We start from the raw sequence: 15,105 nt of genomic DNA on the forward strand, positions 1-15,105 counted from the left end.
TCCTTCACTTCGTTCAGTCCGGGGTCTCGTCGACCTCTTTCTCCCGCAGGAGTCTCCCCGTTCCCCAGACACCCATGCTGTAGTTTTCCGAATGGCCCCACAACTTAAAAGTGATGAAAGCTGAGATGTTTTCTCATATGGCATGTTTCCGTTACACCCTATATGGCAGAGGTGGTTGGGGGAATTGCGAGACTCCTGCGGCAGTAGGAGCCTAGGGGAGACCCCGGAGGGAGCGAATGCGACTGAGGAGGCTTCCCAGCTCGCCGCGGAAAGCGAGTGATTTCCCCAACCGCCTTAGTCTCAAATAACACAGACGGAAACATTCTCCCATTTTCAACAATCCTGCGCTAATTCTAAAACAGCTCTATTATAAAGATTGAACTGTAACAAAGTCTTATTTTTTTAAAATTTATCTTTGACTTAGCACACCTACCGTGCTAATTTTAAAGTAGAATGAACGTTCTATCTAAACTGGAGGTTTGCCATTGAGTAAGAAGAAGGAACAACTCTTAAACGTAGCTGAACAATTATTTTACGATTACGGATTTCACGGTGTTGGTCTGAAACAAATTATACAAGAGGCCAATGTCGCTACCATGACGCTTTATAATCACTTCTCATCAAAGGACAAGTTAGTCGAGGAGTCTATAAGACACCGCGAGGAGCGCTATTGGGCGTATATGGGTACGGTTGATCAATATACAGATATACCCTTTGTCACATTAGCTGAACAGCACGGGCGATTTTTGAGTGACGTATCTCCTCAAGGTTGTATGTTTCTAAGAGCAATTGAAGTATATGCAGAGACCAATCCAGACATCGCTCAAATTGCACGTGATCATAAAGCAAAGCTACTCCGATTTTTTGAAGAACTTGGGGAAAGCATAGGAATCAAGGAACATAAGGATTTCTCTTATCAATTCTTATTGATTTTAGAAGGTGCTACCTCGATGACACAGATAACAGATTCGGAGCAAGCAACCGCACACGCCATTACCATGACAAAACGATTACTAAAGACCTATCACTAAAAACGGCATCCGAACTTTGGGTACCGTTTTTCGTATAAGCTCATAAACTAATAGGAACAAATGCGTGACTGCGTCGATCTGCTTGCCCAACAGGTGAGCGTATCTTTTTTACACAAAGTAGAAAGAACGTTCTATCTAAATTTCATAAAAAGGTGGAATGAATAATGAAATTTACGAAACTCGTTTTTCCTGGCGTAACGATGATTGCGGTCACGTACGGATTAGCTCGCTATAGCTATGGCTTATTGCTACCAAATATTCATGCCTCCTTTGGCATGTCAGATCTAGTATCTGGTATTATCTCTTCTTTATTTTATCTTGCTTACTGTTTTACAATTCTCTATTCAACCGTTATGACCTCAAGGAAAGGTCCAAGACAAATGATCCTGCTCGCTGGTTCATTTGCTTTGTTTGGGCTACTGATTATAAGTGGGGCAAGATCAGAGTGGGTGCTTGCGCTTGGGGTGCTATTGGCAGGAGGCAGTACAGGGCTCGTGTCTCCGCCTTATGGGGCAGCCATTGCCTTATGGATTAAACAACCCTTGCAAGGTAAAGCCAACACATGGATTAACTCTGGTACGAGTATTGGAATTGTGGTAACCGGAATGGCCGCCATTTTGCTGACGCCCCATTGGCGTATGACTTATTTAATTTATGCAGCCATTGCACTAATCGTATTAATCTGGAACTACAAAATCATTCCAAAAGAAGAATCATCACTTCGATTTGAACAAGGACGCTTGTCGCTTAGCGCTTTAAAAGGAAGCCCTTCTATTGTAATTGGATCGATCTTAATGGGAGCTTCTAGCGCTTGCTTCTGGACATTCTCTCGTTCTTATATCGAGGTTTCAGGTGATTATACCAATCTAGAACTCTCTTTATTTTGGATCGTAATTGGTCTATTTGGCACGTTAAGTGGGCTTGGTGGTGCCGTTATTGAGAAGATTGGTTTGCAAGCGGCCTATACGATATTTGGTATCATGATGGGGATCGCTCCTATTTTGCTTGCCGTGGCACCCGGGGATCTATTCTTAGCCTATACAGCAGCGGCTTTATTCGGTATTGCAAACTTGTTTATGATGGGATTGCTTATTGTTTGGGGGATCCGTGTTTTCTCATCAAACGCTTCATTAGGCATCGGTGTTCCTTTCTTAATGCTATCCATTGGCCAAGTGATCGGTTCCATTCTTGCAGGTGGGTTAGTAGGCGGTATCGGATACGCATTAACGTTTGGTATATATGGCATCGTTTCAATTGTAGCTTCTTTCTTACGCACGGCATAACTCGGTGGGACGCTTCCTATTCATAGGGAGCGTCTTTAGTCATGTATTCTACGAAGTGGTTCTATAAAAGTTTTATTTTGATCTTTATTGAACTTGAGAAAAATAGGTACTGAATCGGTATAGTATAACGTTTTTGTTTGCCATAGTGAGGGATAGGTGGTCCTTGGAAAACGCTCGCTTTCCTGCGGACGAACTCCAGAGCTTCCTCAGTCGTTTCACTCCCTGCGGGATCTCTGAAGCCCGTCTTTCCGCGGGAGTCTCGCATTTTCCCAGGACCACCTCCGTTGTTATAGAGTAAACAAAAACGTCGCCATAGTGATAATGGATCGGTCTAACCGTAGAAAAGCGAGTTGTTGCCAAGCCTGTCTTAGTCTTCATACAGTAACGTTCACTTCCGCATTACAAGGTCTCAAATTCGAGTGATTAAGATTAGCGGGCTAAACTTGAACTGAACAGCGTACTCAAAAAAGCCTCAAACTCGTAGTTCTAGGCTGTCTATGGGGATTGCAATACGGTGATTTACTTCTATATACTCTGCAGTTATAAAGGCATAATCGAGACAATTTGTTGAATACGTATGAAAAATGTTGAATCTCCGATCTGAAGTACAATATGATCGGGCTGTACTTCTGTTAAGGTTCCTCTTGTCGTATCTTTTGTTGTTTCGATGATTAATTCATTCCCCACTATGGATTGAAGGCGCTGAATGACAAATGGGTCAACTAATGTCTGGTATTGTGGGTTCATCCAACCTTCGCGCCAGCCTGTGTGTTGATAATACATTCGATTTCCTCCTTAGGCCAATGTCCATATACACTATGCAACTTGTGGGCTAGGGGTTCCCATCCTTGCTACCTTCGGCTATCTCTTCCAGTAGTGGCAACAATTAATAGTGAAAACAGGTGAACTCTTGTGTTACCTTAATATCAGAAAACAGCAACTTGGAGGTCGATACAACGTGTTAAAGAAATTAGGAATTATTGCAACTATTACTTGTTCAATTTTCGCATTTTCATTCCCAGGCCAAAGTGAAGCTCATGCCAACACTCATACCGTCCAAAAAGGCGAATCTATATATACAATCGCAACGAAATATGGAGTATCTTACAAACAACTTCAGGAGATGAATGATAAAGGTGAGTCCACTATTCATGCTGGAGAGCAGTTGAAGCTTCCTGTTGTTCCTGATGACTATGAGAGGGATTTATTGAGTCGTCTTGTAGAAGCGGAGGCTAAGGGTGAGAGTTACGCAGGGAAAGTAGCCGTGGCTACGGTAGTCTTAAACCGTGTTGAAAGTAATCTTTTCCCTAATTCTATTCATGGTGTTATTCATGATGGGATCCAGTTTTCTCCTGTATTAAATGGAACGATTAAAGAGGCCGCTAGCCCTGAATCAAAGCGTGCTGTTGAAGAAGCTCTTGATTATCAAGGTTATGACAATGACTCTCTCTTTTTCTATAATCCTGGTAAAGCACAAAGTGACTATTTAAGCCAAAAAGAAGTGACAACGGTTATTGGTGATCACGTATTTATGAAGTAAAGGATAAGTAAAGCAAGTACTCCGCGATGAGTGCTTGCTTTTTTTTATTGAAGGTGGAAAAGATGACGAGTCGAGTGAGGGAAAGTAAAACGAGCCCTTATGATTAAGGGCTCGTTTTGATTAGTTTATTCGCCGGAATAGTTGCTTTCAGGTAGTGTGTCCCAGAAGGAGGCATCAGTGGATTCTAACGTATCATCAGCTAAAGCCTTCAAAGTAGATTTCATGGCTACAACAGCTTGTTTAATCAAGTATCCGTTACTCTTTTGACCTAACACGTAATCCTCACGGTAATGATCAGCCATGCCTCTCATCTCAAATAATAAAGTAGAAATTCCGTATTCAGCAGCAAGCCCATTTCGGCTAATCGTTTGGGCAGTTCCCCCAGGATATTTCGATAGTAATCCGTATCCTTTTGAGTCAACAGCGTTGTACACGACCGCACCTAATTTCTTTGATTGTTCTCTAACTTCTTCATCTACTTCAGAATTCGTTGGATAAAGGATCGAACCAGATACAAGCTCACCTGTGTCACCAAGAGTTGTTTGTGTGCCTTGATGGTGAAGGTCAATCATGTAGTCTGGGCTATATTTTTGCAAAACGTTCTCGTGTAAAGCTTTCGTTTCTGGTTGTTCTCGGTCAACGTGATCGCGGTTTAAATCTACCCCATTTGCATTGTACCTCGTATGCGTACCTGAAACATAATCATCTAATGAGAAGTTAACGTCCCCTTCAGCACCATCAACATTTAGCCGTGGAGCTACAAGAATATTCACATTTTCTATGATATGTTTCACTTCTTTACTGTTATTTGTTAAGTATTTGATCAGCTTAAGGGCTCCCTCAGTGGTTAAAGTTTCATTCCCATGTTGTTGTGTCAGGAAGAGGATCGTTGGGTTATCTTCATTCATACCAAACTTCGCAAGATACAAATCACGATCCTTTACAGATTGTCCAAATACCTCTAATTGTAGGGCTTTTGATTTTTGATCAAGCTTTTGAAGGAAATCAGACATTTCTTCATAGGAATGGAGGCGCTCATTCTTAATCGTTTCATTCCCGTTGTAATTCGGTCCATTTGGTCCGTTCTCACCGGCAATAATGGTACCGGTGTTGGCGAAAGCACCCGTTGAAGTAATTAGGGCTCCTGCTAAAGTAAGTGTTACAAGTTTACGTTTCATTTGTCATTCCTCCTTTAAGTCTGTACGCGTTCACTTCTTCTTGTTCTGGATAAATACCTTTCAGAAATTTGTGAATTCGTTCATATTCACTAGCAGAATGAATGAAAAGTCTTGGTTATTAATGGAACGATTAACGGAATATCCTTCTTTCGATTGGAGTAAAAGGAACTACATTTTTTGTCAAAAAAAGTATGTTCGTGAAGGTAATTGCATGAAAACTAAGAAGTATGTAGAAAAATATTTGTGGGTGTTTTGATGTGAATAAAGAGGTGAGGGGCGTCCCCTGGTAGTCCTTATAAACTAGCATCTATAAAGTAGAAAAAGCCACCCATATGGCGAGTGGCTCTTGTTTTATTCCGCTTCGTCTTCTTGGTACTCCAAAATGTCACCAGGCTGACAATCAAGTGCTTTACAAATCGCATCAAGAGTAGTCACACGGATGGCCTTAGCTTTACCGTTCTTTAATATGGACATATTAGCCATTGTGATTCCAACCCGTTCAGAGAGTTCCGTAACACTCATCTTTCGCTTCGCTAGCATCACATCGATGTTAATAATAATCGCCATGTCATTTCACCTCAAACTGTTAGGTCGTTTTCTGATTTTATATCTACAGCACTTTGTAGCAATTCTTGCAGGACGGTGGAGAAGACAGAAATAATGAGACAGGCAAAGATGATGGCAAGCCACATCAAAATAATTCCAGGTTGTAGAGCGCTTTGAGTGATGAGTATAACCATTCCTACAATGTACATTCCTAAAATAATAAGGGCATCGTATTTAATCTTCCGAAGTAATTCAACAGCTCGCTCAGAGAAGGCTGTTTTCTCTTCAATTAGTTGTAAAAGTTGATACGACTGATAAAGAGCCATTAAAAAGGGAACAACCGTTAAATTAATCCCGATTAATACAGGATACTGCAAATGGCTGAACTCCGGATAAGATTGTGCTGCTTCTGAAGCTAACCGGGGAAGAGCGAATAAACTTAAAGAAACTACAATGATTCCAAATAGGATAAGGGATACTTTTAAAAAGACCGTCGTTCCTCGTTTCATAATGCACCTCGTTTATATATGATATCCTCATTATACTATTCGATTTATTGTTTTACAATAAATAATTATCTGTTTATAATAAAGTCGTTCTCTTGATTCGAGCAACTGAACATGTAGAAAGGGGGAGGTATTATGATTGTTTTAGCTGTGTTGCTTATTTTGTTACATATTGCTTATTTTATTGCCTGGATGATGGATTCATTTATCTTTCACAGTTTGTGGGGGCTCGTAAGTTGGGTGCTTTCAATTGGAGCGGGCTTCATCGTTCTAAAAAGGCTTAGAAATGGTGGGAAAGTACGTTTAATTTTACGTGGAACAAGTCTTTTTATGGTTTTCTTAGTAGTGGCGACGATTTTAATTTATGGAGCTGTTACGTCGATGCCGTAGTTTGTGAAATCTAATAGAAGAAAGGATACTCCGTATATGAGTCTTTCAATTTTATTCCTCATGATCCTCAGTGTGACTGTTGTTTTTATCTTTTATATGCTTTTAGAGATCATTCAAGAAAGAGGCTTTGGACCTTTTCCGAAGAAGGTCACGTTTTTAGTCTGTTGCTTTTTAGTAGGGCATTGGTTCTTTTTCCTATTAAGTGGCTACACATACCTTCCGTCACAAGTGATTGAGCATATCTTTCTTCCTGTCAGTTTCTCTCTAGGTATATTGGGGAACTTGAGTGCTATTCGGGAAGTAAATTATAATCGGTTTGTATCCATTACGCTTGGCTGCTTTTCCACCCTTAGTATTTTGTTTACCTATTTTATTCAGGGCATTTCAAAGATGTAGTTTATAACACGAACCAAACATCTCGTTAAGAAAGCTAAGAAGGCATCCTTTTTGAAACAACGAGAATGGACATTCGTGATGAAAATGGGTAAAATAACGGAAGTAGCTTAGAGAAGAAATGAGGACATTTACATGAAGGATCGTAATTTTCTTTATATCATAGGTGGCGTGGCGATTGTATCCTGGTTGCTTTATTTTGCTGCGTATTTTAGCGAGTACAAAATGGATTATATCGTTGAAGGATTGATATTCATTGCTGCAGCAACTATTCTTTACTTTGTACTAGTGGCCAGCTTCTTTAAGGGAAGCGGTGGAAGGAAAGTAACTGGGACTATTCTTGGACTTGTAGCGGCAACATTTGTTGTCATAATCGCTTTATAAAAGGTGAAAGCCCCAATGGCTTTCACCTTTTATTTTAAGCGTAAAGAATGGAGAATGCATGGAAACCTGATATAGTAAAGGGTAGGGAAAGGGGGAGAATTCATGAACCTGAAAGCCATACAAGACAAATTAGAAAACCACACCCCAACTATTATCGGGGAAGAATCAATGAAAAAGTACTCATTGTTTTTACCGATTATAGAAAAAGAAAATGAACTCCACCTTATGTTTGAAGTTCGTTCTCATACGATGAGACGGCAGCCTGGTGAAGTTTGTTTCCCGGGCGGAAAAATGGATCGTGACGATCAAGGTCCTATGCATACAGCTGTAAGAGAGGCATCCGAGGAGCTTGGCGTTCGTCCTGGTGCGATGAGCGATGTCTATTCCTTTGGTCAAATGATTTCGCCATTTGGTATGAAAATTGAAGCGTATGTTGGCTTGCTTCACTGTGAAGAAAAAGAGCTAGCCCCAAATCCAGATGAAGTAGCGGAAGTGTTTACCGTTCCTCTTCAATACTTTGTAGAGCATGATCCAAGCGTGCATTATGTCCAAATGGAGATCAAACCGGATCCAGACTTCCCTTATCACTTAATTAGTAATGGGGAAGATTACGAATGGCAAGCCCGGAAGTATGAAGAATATTTCTATCAGTATAACGACCGCGTCATCTGGGGCTTAACAGCTCGTGTGCTCCGTTCGTTCATTCATATGATTCGATAAGACCTGGCTATTTGGCCGGGTCTTTTTTTTGCTTGTTGGATTGAGACGCTTGTTCGGGGCATGGAGGAGTACTTGAGTCAGAACCCCGTAACTTTAGCCGCTAGCTCGGCAGCGAAATAGGGCCAAGGCCACTCCCCCTAGTACGGACAGGTCTAATAAGAAGGTTCACAGAGCTACCTCACAAGACTCTCCACAATATCTTTGTTCTTTTCTTTAAAAATTGCATTATGAGAAGATACCATCGCCTTTGCCGTTGCATCGGGTTCAATGTATTGCTTTGCTTTATTGACAGCATTTGCAGCATCCTGGAAGGCACCGGCAATGAGATTTAATTTCCCTTCGTGAGCTAATATATCACCAGCAGCATACATCCCAGGTATTGAAGACTCACTGTTTTCATTTCCTGCAATAAAATAATGATCTTTCCGCTCAACTGGGAGAGGACTATGATCGAGAAGAGATGCATCTCGGTCGAAGCCATGATTGATCAGAACTTCATCTACATCAACAGAGAGCGACTCACCATTTTTATGGTCGTGGAGCTCTACGGTTTCAATGTGATGTCCATCATCGGTACATAGTTTTGTAATCTCTGTATGTAATAAACAAGTTGCTGAACTTTCAAGCAGTTGAGATACTTGGGCTTCGTGACCTTTTAGTTCTCCTTTGCGGTAAGATACGTACACCTTCTCAGCAATTGGAGTCAGTTCGTTCGCCCAATCGATGGCTGAATTACCTCCGCCTGAAATAAGAACGGTTTTATCTTTAAATTCTTTTAAAGATTGAATGGTGTAGTGGAGATTCGAAACCTCAAAGCGTTCCGCTCCATCAATCTGAAGCTTTTGTGGCTGTAAAATTCCGCTCCCTACAGCAACAATGACCGTCTTGGAATAATGAACAGTTCCTGAAGAAGCGGTTAGCTCAAATATCCCCTCCTCGTTTTTCTGTACGGATTCTACCTTTTCTCCTAAAACAACTTCAGGGTCAAAAGAGAGGCCTTGCTCTACCATATTCTCAATCAATTTCTCACCAGGAGTCGGCAGCAAGCCTCCTACGTCCCACACAATTTTCTCAGGGTAAACGTGAACTTTCCCGCCAAGCTGAGGTTGGAATTCTATAATTTTCGTTTTCAGTTCCCGCAACCCACTATAGAACGCGGAGTATAGGCCTGCAGGTCCGCCACCGATAATCGTTACGTCAAAACATTCTTCATTGTGCATTCGTTCCACTCCTTTATTCAATCAGCAAACTCGCAGTTGACATCGATTCTCATTCCCATTATAGTTACATTGTACTGCTAGTGATAATCATTATCAACATTAAATGTACACAATATCGAATTGGGAGGATCCATATGTCTCGCCTTTTTACTGAAAACGTAAATGTAGGATACGGGGATAAGACGATAGTGAAGGACTTACACGTTGAGATCCCTGATCAACAAATAACCACCATCATTGGTTCGAATGGCTGTGGGAAGTCTACGCTCTTAAAAGCGATGACTCGGATTCTTTCCCATCAATCCGGTTCGATTCTGTTGGATGGTGAATCCATTACGCGACAGAATACGAAAGAGCTCGCTCGAAAGCTAGCTATTTTGCCTCAGAATCCTGAAGGGGCTAGTGGGTTAACAGTTGGTGAACTTGTTTCCTATGGCCGATTTCCGTATCAGAAAGGATTCGGTCGTTTAACAAAGCGAGATATGGAAGTCATTGAGTGGGCGCTAGATGTAACAGGCACAGCGGAATTTAAATACCAGGCAGTTGATTCCTTATCAGGTGGGCAACGCCAGCGGGTTTGGATTGCGATGTCACTTGCTCAGGAAACGGATATGATTTTCCTCGATGAGCCAACAACGTACCTTGATATGGCTCACCAGCTAGAGGTGCTTGAACTGTTGCAAAAGCTGAATCAAGAGGAAGGACGGACAATCGTAATGGTCCTTCATGACTTGAATCAAGCCGCTCGTTTTGCTGATTATATAGTGGCTATGAAAGACGGAGAGATTGTGAAAGCTGGGAGCCCGGAAGATGTTATTCAGCGTGAGGTCCTAAGAGACGTGTTCAGTATAGATGCAGACATAGGGCGCGATCCGAGAACAAATAAACCAATGTGTATAACATACAACTTATGGAAGGGAGAACAACAAAATGAAGAAGGTTCAAATCACACTGCTTCTTATGCTAGCGCTTGTTCTTAGTGCTTGCTCCAGTAGTGCAGGAGGGAATACAGAAGAAGACACAACTAAGAAAGAAGAAACAGGTTCAGAAACCTTTACATACGAATCGGAAAATGGACCTGTAGAAGTCCCTGAAAATCCTGAACGTGTTGTCGTTTTATCCTCTTTTGCCGGGAACTTAATTAACCTTGATGTCAATATGGTGGGGGTTGATTCTTGGTCAAAGAACAACCCAAGATTCGAGGATAAGCTAGAAGGAGTAGAGGCTGTAACAGCTGATAACCTTGAAAAAATTATTGAAATGGATCCTGACCTTATTATTGGATTATCTACAACAAAGAATATTGATAAGTTAAAAGAAATCGCTCCGACGGTTACGTATACGTATGGGAAAGCTGATTATCTTGAGCAACATATTGAGATTGGTAAACTCGTAAATAAAGAAGAACAAGCTCGTGAATGGGTAGAAGATTTCGAGCAACGCGCCAAGGAAGCAGGAGAGAGAATTAAGGATAAGATTGGTGAAGACGCAACGGTTTCTGTTATCGAGAAGTTCGACAAGCAAATCTACGTATTCGGGGATAGCTGGGGACGCGGTACAGAAATACTTTATCAAGCAATGGATCTGAAAATGCCTGAGAAAGTTAAGGAAATGGCGCTTGAACCAGGCTACTACGCGATCTCACCTGAAGTACTTCCAGAGTACGCAGGAGATTACATGATCTTTAGTAAAAACAGTGAACAGGATAACTCATTCCAGGAAACGAAAACGTATCAGAACATTCCAGCTGTAAAGAACGATCAAGTATTTGAAGTAGATGCAAAATCCTTCTACTTTAATGATCCAAATACGCTAGATTACCAGCTTGATTACTTTAAAGAAGCCTTCCTAGGTAAATAATAAAAAAAGAGGATCACCCAGTGATCCTCTTTTTTACATAGCCAACAATTTATTGTAGAAAGATGATGAGAATGAAAAAACTATCCTTTCCTATTCAACTTACTATCGGAAGCGTCCTTTGTGTTCTCTCTTTCCTAATCGCTTTGCGCTTAGGAGCAGCGGATCTTTCCTTTAAAGACATATGGGTGACGTTTATGACAGATGCAGAAAATGAAGCAACCCTTCTTTTGTCGGAGATCCGTCTACCGCGTGAAGTGGGCGCAATCGTGGTCGGAGCAGCACTTGCTGTGTCCGGTGCGATTATGCAAGGACTTACCAAAAACCCTCTTGCCGATCCAGGTCTTCTTGGATTAACTTCAGGCGCAAACATGGCACTAGCGATTGCGCTTGCGTTACTACCTGGGGCCAATTACATTTGGATCACGGTTGCTTGCTTTATTGGGGCTGCGATTGGTGCAGGTCTTGTGATGGGGATTGGCTCTATGAAAAGAGGTGGCTTTTCTCCATTTCGAATTGTATTAGCAGGAGCAGCAGTTTCGGCTTTCCTTACAGCGATTGGAGAATTTATTGGCCTATATTTTCACGTTTCAAAAGATATTACGATGTGGACTGCAGGTGGTTTAATGGGAACCTCCTGGAATCAACTTCAGCTAATTACACCTATTATTGTTATAGGGATCTTAGTAGCTCTTATCTTATCGAAACAACTCACCATTTTAAGTCTAAACGAAGAACTAGCTGTCGGCTTAGGTCAGAAGGTAACCTTTATCAAATTAGCCTTATTTACCGTCGTAATCATACTAGCTGGGTCAGCCGTTGCGTTAGTTGGAAATATGGTATTTATCGGGCTTATGATCCCGCATATCGTCCGGGCGATGGTAGGAACAGATTATAGGTATATTATTCCATTATCAGTTCTTATTGGAGCGGCGTTTATGCTAGTAGCGGATACGGCAGGGAGAACAATTAACGCGCCTTACGAAACGCCCGTAGCAGCTATTATTGCGCTTCTTGGTCTGCCTTTCTTCTTATATATCGTGAAAAAGGGAGGGGGCGTGTTCTCATGATTCATCCGAAACTTGTACGAAAACAACGTCTACTAGTAGCTTTGCTTACGTTTTCTATGATCGCTACGGCATTTGTAGCAACAGGTCTTGGGTATTCTGCTGTATCATTTGACCGTATCATCCCGACACTTATGGGGGACGGGACATTTAAGGAATCGTTTGTGATATTCTCCGTTAGACTACCGAGGATTGTGATTACCGTGTTGGCAGGAATGGCTCTTGCGCTATCGGGTGCGATTCTGCAAAGTATTACGAGAAATGATCTCGCTGACCCTGGCATTATTGGGATTAATGCAGGTGCTGGAGTTGGAATCGCCGTATACTTTTTGTTCTTTCCTATACAAGTAGAGACATTTGTATACATGATTCCAGCTGTTGGATTCCTAGGGGCCATTGTTACAGCTGCTCTAATTTATTTCTTCTCGTATCAAAAGCACGTTGGTTTCCAACCTGTTCGATTAGTCCTTGTCGGAATTGGGTTTGCTATGGCTTTATCAGGGTCTATGATCATTCTTATTTCCTCTGCAGAACGTACGAAAGTCGATTTTATTGCTAACTGGTTAGCAGGAAACATATGGGGAACGGACTGGCCTTTTGTTCTGGCCTTACTTCCGTGGCTCATCCTCCTTATTCCTTATACACTTTACAAGGCAAATCGGATGAATTTGTTAAGTCTAAGTGAACCTGTTGCCATCGGAGCAGGCGTATCTATTGAAAGAGAACGTGTTACACTTCTCATCGCTGCCGTGGCTTTAGCTGCAGCATCAGTCTCCGTGACAGGTGGAATCGCCTTTATTGGTCTATTGGCTCCTCATTTGGCAAAAGCTCTAATCGGCCCAAGAGCTCAAAGTTTCATCCCTATATCAATTCTTTTAGGGGGTCTCCTATTATTAATTGCTGATACAGTAGGACGAAATGTGATGGACCCTGAAGGAATTCCTGCTGGTATTATGACTGCTCTGATTGGAGCACCTTACTTTATTTATCTTCTTATTCGGAAGACATGATTATTTATTACCTAACCCACCAGCTTTAATTTTTATCTAAAGTGGCTTCAAAATCTGTTAATAGATTTTGAAGCCACTTTTTTATGTTATCGGTTGTATAATGACACGTCTTATTAAATACGTTTTTAATGAAAGCACTTATGAACTAAACAAATGTACATGGTCGATCCTAGGAAGTTTACGTAATACAGAGCTGCTTAACCAGAATAGACTGAAGATAATCATTGAAATACCGCAGATCATAACGGGGATCTCTGGAGCAAAAGTTTCACCTAAAACTCCACCGATCAGAGAACCTATGGGCATTCCTAAAGCTGCTGAGCTAGTTAAGACAGTAATGACCCTTCCGATATAAGCTGTCTCTACTTGTTTCTGAATGGATGAAAAGACAAGGATGTTAAGGATCCCTATGGAAATGGCACCAGAAGAGAATAAAATCATAGACGGGATTAATGGTAAAAGGGAGGTCCCAATCCACATAAAACCTGTACCTGCAAATGTAGTGATGATTAACTTTCCGAAATTGATATATTTTAGTTTCGTAGAAAGAATTGAACCGATCAAAATTCCTAGTGACATAGAAGCTAAATAAAAGCCATACACCGCTTCAACACCATCCCCCTTTATAAGTGAAAAGGCAGGTAAGTTGGTTGTCATAATGGCCATGGAGAGATTGACAAAGACTAATGAAAATATCATATGTGTAACTAACGAATTACTTATATAGTTAAACCCAGCTTTTAGGTCTGTTAGATAAATCGTTATGGCAGATAAAAAAGACTTTGATTTTTCTCTTACCTGTTCTGGTTGTTGGAAGTTAAAAAATGCATATAGGGTGGATACGAGGATTAGGCATAGAGCGGTAATCGTGATAGATGGAATCGTACCTATAATGGAAATGAGTATACCTGCCCCTGCAATGAAAGCAATATCCATTGATTCGCGAATCGTTTGTAAATAGGAGTTTGCTTCAATAACATGGTCTTTTCCGACGATTATAGGCAAGATAGTAGATTCGATTGGATAAGTATATTGAGTGAAGAGAGCGGTGATAAATAGCAAGATAATCACATACCATACATGTAATCCAATAGTGTAGTTTACTAATGGTATGGTGAATAAAATGATCGCTTTAATAAGGTTGCTATAAACTAAACTATTCTTATATTTAGCGTAGTTAGCTAATGGGGCAATTAAGAAAGATAATGTACTTGCTAAGGTAATCGCAAAAAATGCAAATCCAGAATAAAGAACACTTCCGCTTACATTCAAAACGAGTAACATCCCTGCGACGGAGTAAATTCCGCTCCCTAATGCGTTAACAAAAACACCTAACATAAGTATCAAAAAATTTCTTTCCATTACAAATGGAGATATTTTTTTCATTTGTATTATTCCTCCTCACCTTTGTATTCTTTTATAAGAAATTCAATAGCATATGGTATCTGTTCCTCATGACCCTTTTCTTTATATGATAAGTGTCCATATTTAAAGAGAAGGTCCTCTACCTCTTCACTGAATTGATCTAAAAGTTTCTTGGATAAATAAATATTTGTAGTCTTACCATCAACCTGACCTGCTGGATAGCCTTCGTCGGGCTTTTTAAATACATTAGCTTTAGATTTATAATACTTTTCTACAATCCCTTTTTCGGTATTAATGCTCTCAATTTCTAAGATATCGTGCTTCACAAGCTGTTGAATATGATAGTAAACAGTTCCAGGGTTTTTTCCCACTAGATTGGCTACTTGTTTGGGTGTCATAGATTGTTCATACAGCAAAGCTACCAATCTTGATCTTAGCGGATTAGATAGTACTTTTTGTTGCTCCCAATTAACGTTCATGACTTCTTTGTTCATCTCATGTTTGTTGTTCATTATAATCACCTTTCCTATTTGTATTTACAAATCGATTTGCAAATACAAATTTAATTATTTATAAACATGGTACGATTTGTAAGTGCAAATGTCAACATTTAAC

At 40.7% G+C, this 15,105-nt stretch carries 18 protein-coding genes; 11 read left to right on the plus strand and 7 right to left on the minus strand.

Annotation, left to right across the window (positions count from 1 at the left end; translation table 11 throughout):
- Positions 1-485: 485 nt before the first annotated feature.
- Both ACYX4O_RS07295 and ACYX4O_RS07300 read left to right on the plus strand, forming a co-directional pair.
- Positions 486-1,031, plus strand: a complete 546-nt coding sequence (locus tag ACYX4O_RS07295) for a TetR/AcrR family transcriptional regulator (RefSeq protein WP_476355922.1) — start codon at positions 486-488, stop codon at positions 1,029-1,031.
- Positions 1,032-1,195: 164 nt separating this feature from the next.
- The gene (locus ACYX4O_RS07300; protein ID WP_476355924.1) at positions 1,196-2,314 is read left to right on the plus strand and encodes an MFS transporter; all 1,119 of its coding nucleotides are present in this window, start codon (positions 1,196-1,198) and stop codon (positions 2,312-2,314) included.
- A 540-nt stretch (positions 2,315-2,854) separates the two neighbouring features.
- On the opposite strand, the gene ACYX4O_RS07305 is transcribed toward ACYX4O_RS07300, so the two are convergent.
- A complete protein-coding gene (locus tag ACYX4O_RS07305) occupies positions 2,855-3,097 on the minus strand; it encodes a YuzF family protein (RefSeq protein ID WP_476355926.1) in 243 nt (80 codons plus the stop codon).
- Between the two features lie 175 nt (positions 3,098-3,272).
- Here ACYX4O_RS07305 and ACYX4O_RS07310 point away from each other — a divergent pair, with 175 nt between their 5' ends.
- Positions 3,273-3,854: a cell wall hydrolase gene (locus tag ACYX4O_RS07310; protein WP_476355928.1), complete on the plus strand. Its 582-nt coding sequence runs from the start codon at positions 3,273-3,275 to the stop codon at positions 3,852-3,854.
- A gap of 125 nt (positions 3,855-3,979) precedes the next feature.
- Here the strand turns inward: ACYX4O_RS07310 and ACYX4O_RS07315 are convergent, their stop codons facing one another.
- The 3 genes from ACYX4O_RS07315 to ACYX4O_RS07325 form a co-directional block, all read right to left on the minus strand.
- Entirely contained in the window at positions 3,980-5,032 is a 1,053-nt protein-coding gene (locus tag ACYX4O_RS07315; protein ID WP_476355930.1) for a M14 family metallopeptidase, read from the minus strand.
- Between the two features lie 351 nt (positions 5,033-5,383).
- A complete protein-coding gene (locus ACYX4O_RS07320) occupies positions 5,384-5,599 on the minus strand; it encodes a helix-turn-helix domain-containing protein (protein WP_188653205.1) in 216 nt (71 codons plus the stop codon).
- An 11-nt stretch (positions 5,600-5,610) separates the two neighbouring features.
- Entirely contained in the window at positions 5,611-6,087 is a 477-nt protein-coding gene (locus ACYX4O_RS07325) for a DUF2975 domain-containing protein (RefSeq protein WP_476355931.1), read from the minus strand.
- A 132-nt stretch (positions 6,088-6,219) separates the two neighbouring features.
- Between ACYX4O_RS07325 and ACYX4O_RS07330 the strand changes: the two genes are divergently transcribed.
- From ACYX4O_RS07330 to ACYX4O_RS07345, 4 genes are all read left to right on the plus strand, one after another.
- On the plus strand, positions 6,220-6,474 hold the full coding sequence (locus ACYX4O_RS07330) for a hypothetical protein (RefSeq protein WP_476355932.1): 255 nt from the start codon (positions 6,220-6,222) through the stop codon (positions 6,472-6,474).
- A gap of 36 nt (positions 6,475-6,510) precedes the next feature.
- Complete coding sequence (locus tag ACYX4O_RS07335) at positions 6,511-6,870, plus strand: hypothetical protein (RefSeq protein WP_476355933.1); 360 nt, start codon at positions 6,511-6,513, stop codon at positions 6,868-6,870.
- A 132-nt stretch (positions 6,871-7,002) separates the two neighbouring features.
- On the plus strand, positions 7,003-7,251 hold the full coding sequence (locus ACYX4O_RS07340; RefSeq protein WP_476355934.1) for a hypothetical protein: 249 nt from the start codon (positions 7,003-7,005) through the stop codon (positions 7,249-7,251).
- Between the two features lie 102 nt (positions 7,252-7,353).
- Positions 7,354-7,971: an NUDIX hydrolase gene (locus tag ACYX4O_RS07345; protein ID WP_476355935.1), complete on the plus strand. Its 618-nt coding sequence runs from the start codon at positions 7,354-7,356 to the stop codon at positions 7,969-7,971.
- Between the two features lie 173 nt (positions 7,972-8,144).
- Here ACYX4O_RS07345 and ACYX4O_RS07350 read toward each other — a convergent pair whose 3' ends face one another.
- Positions 8,145-9,191, minus strand: a complete 1,047-nt coding sequence (locus ACYX4O_RS07350; RefSeq protein WP_476355936.1) for an NAD(P)/FAD-dependent oxidoreductase — start codon at positions 9,189-9,191, stop codon at positions 8,145-8,147.
- Between the two features lie 134 nt (positions 9,192-9,325).
- On the opposite strand from ACYX4O_RS07350, the gene ACYX4O_RS07355 reads away from it, so the two are divergent.
- The 4 genes from ACYX4O_RS07355 to ACYX4O_RS07370 all read left to right on the plus strand — a co-directional run bounded on the left by ACYX4O_RS07355 (position 9,326) and on the right by ACYX4O_RS07370 (position 13,125).
- A complete protein-coding gene (locus tag ACYX4O_RS07355; RefSeq protein ID WP_476355937.1) occupies positions 9,326-10,171 on the plus strand; it encodes an ABC transporter ATP-binding protein in 846 nt (281 codons plus the stop codon).
- Positions 10,122-11,051 carry an iron-hydroxamate ABC transporter substrate-binding protein gene (locus ACYX4O_RS07360; RefSeq protein WP_476355939.1) on the plus strand — a complete coding sequence of 310 codons (930 nt, stop codon included), beginning with the start codon at positions 10,122-10,124 and terminating at the stop codon, positions 11,049-11,051. Before ACYX4O_RS07355 ends, ACYX4O_RS07360 begins: the two co-directional genes overlap by 50 nt.
- Positions 11,052-11,113: 62 nt before the next feature.
- Positions 11,114-12,118, plus strand: a complete 1,005-nt coding sequence (locus ACYX4O_RS07365) for a FecCD family ABC transporter permease (RefSeq protein WP_476355941.1) — start codon at positions 11,114-11,116, stop codon at positions 12,116-12,118.
- The gene (locus ACYX4O_RS07370) at positions 12,115-13,125 is read left to right on the plus strand and encodes a FecCD family ABC transporter permease (RefSeq protein WP_476355943.1); all 1,011 of its coding nucleotides are present in this window, start codon (positions 12,115-12,117) and stop codon (positions 13,123-13,125) included. The genes ACYX4O_RS07365 and ACYX4O_RS07370 overlap by 4 nt, the downstream gene beginning before the upstream one ends.
- A 138-nt stretch (positions 13,126-13,263) precedes the next feature.
- Here the strand turns inward: ACYX4O_RS07370 and ACYX4O_RS07375 are convergent, their stop codons facing one another.
- Both ACYX4O_RS07375 and ACYX4O_RS07380 read right to left on the minus strand, forming a co-directional pair.
- Positions 13,264-14,487, minus strand: coding sequence for an MFS transporter (locus ACYX4O_RS07375; RefSeq protein ID WP_476355945.1), 1,224 nt, complete (start codon positions 14,485-14,487; stop codon positions 13,264-13,266).
- A gap of 29 nt (positions 14,488-14,516) precedes the next feature.
- Positions 14,517-15,002, minus strand: a complete 486-nt coding sequence (locus tag ACYX4O_RS07380) for an ArsR/SmtB family transcription factor (RefSeq protein ID WP_476355947.1) — start codon at positions 15,000-15,002, stop codon at positions 14,517-14,519.
- Positions 15,003-15,105 lie beyond the last annotated feature (103 nt).

It is taken from the genome of Pontibacillus sp. ABV4_188, assembly GCF_056311905.1.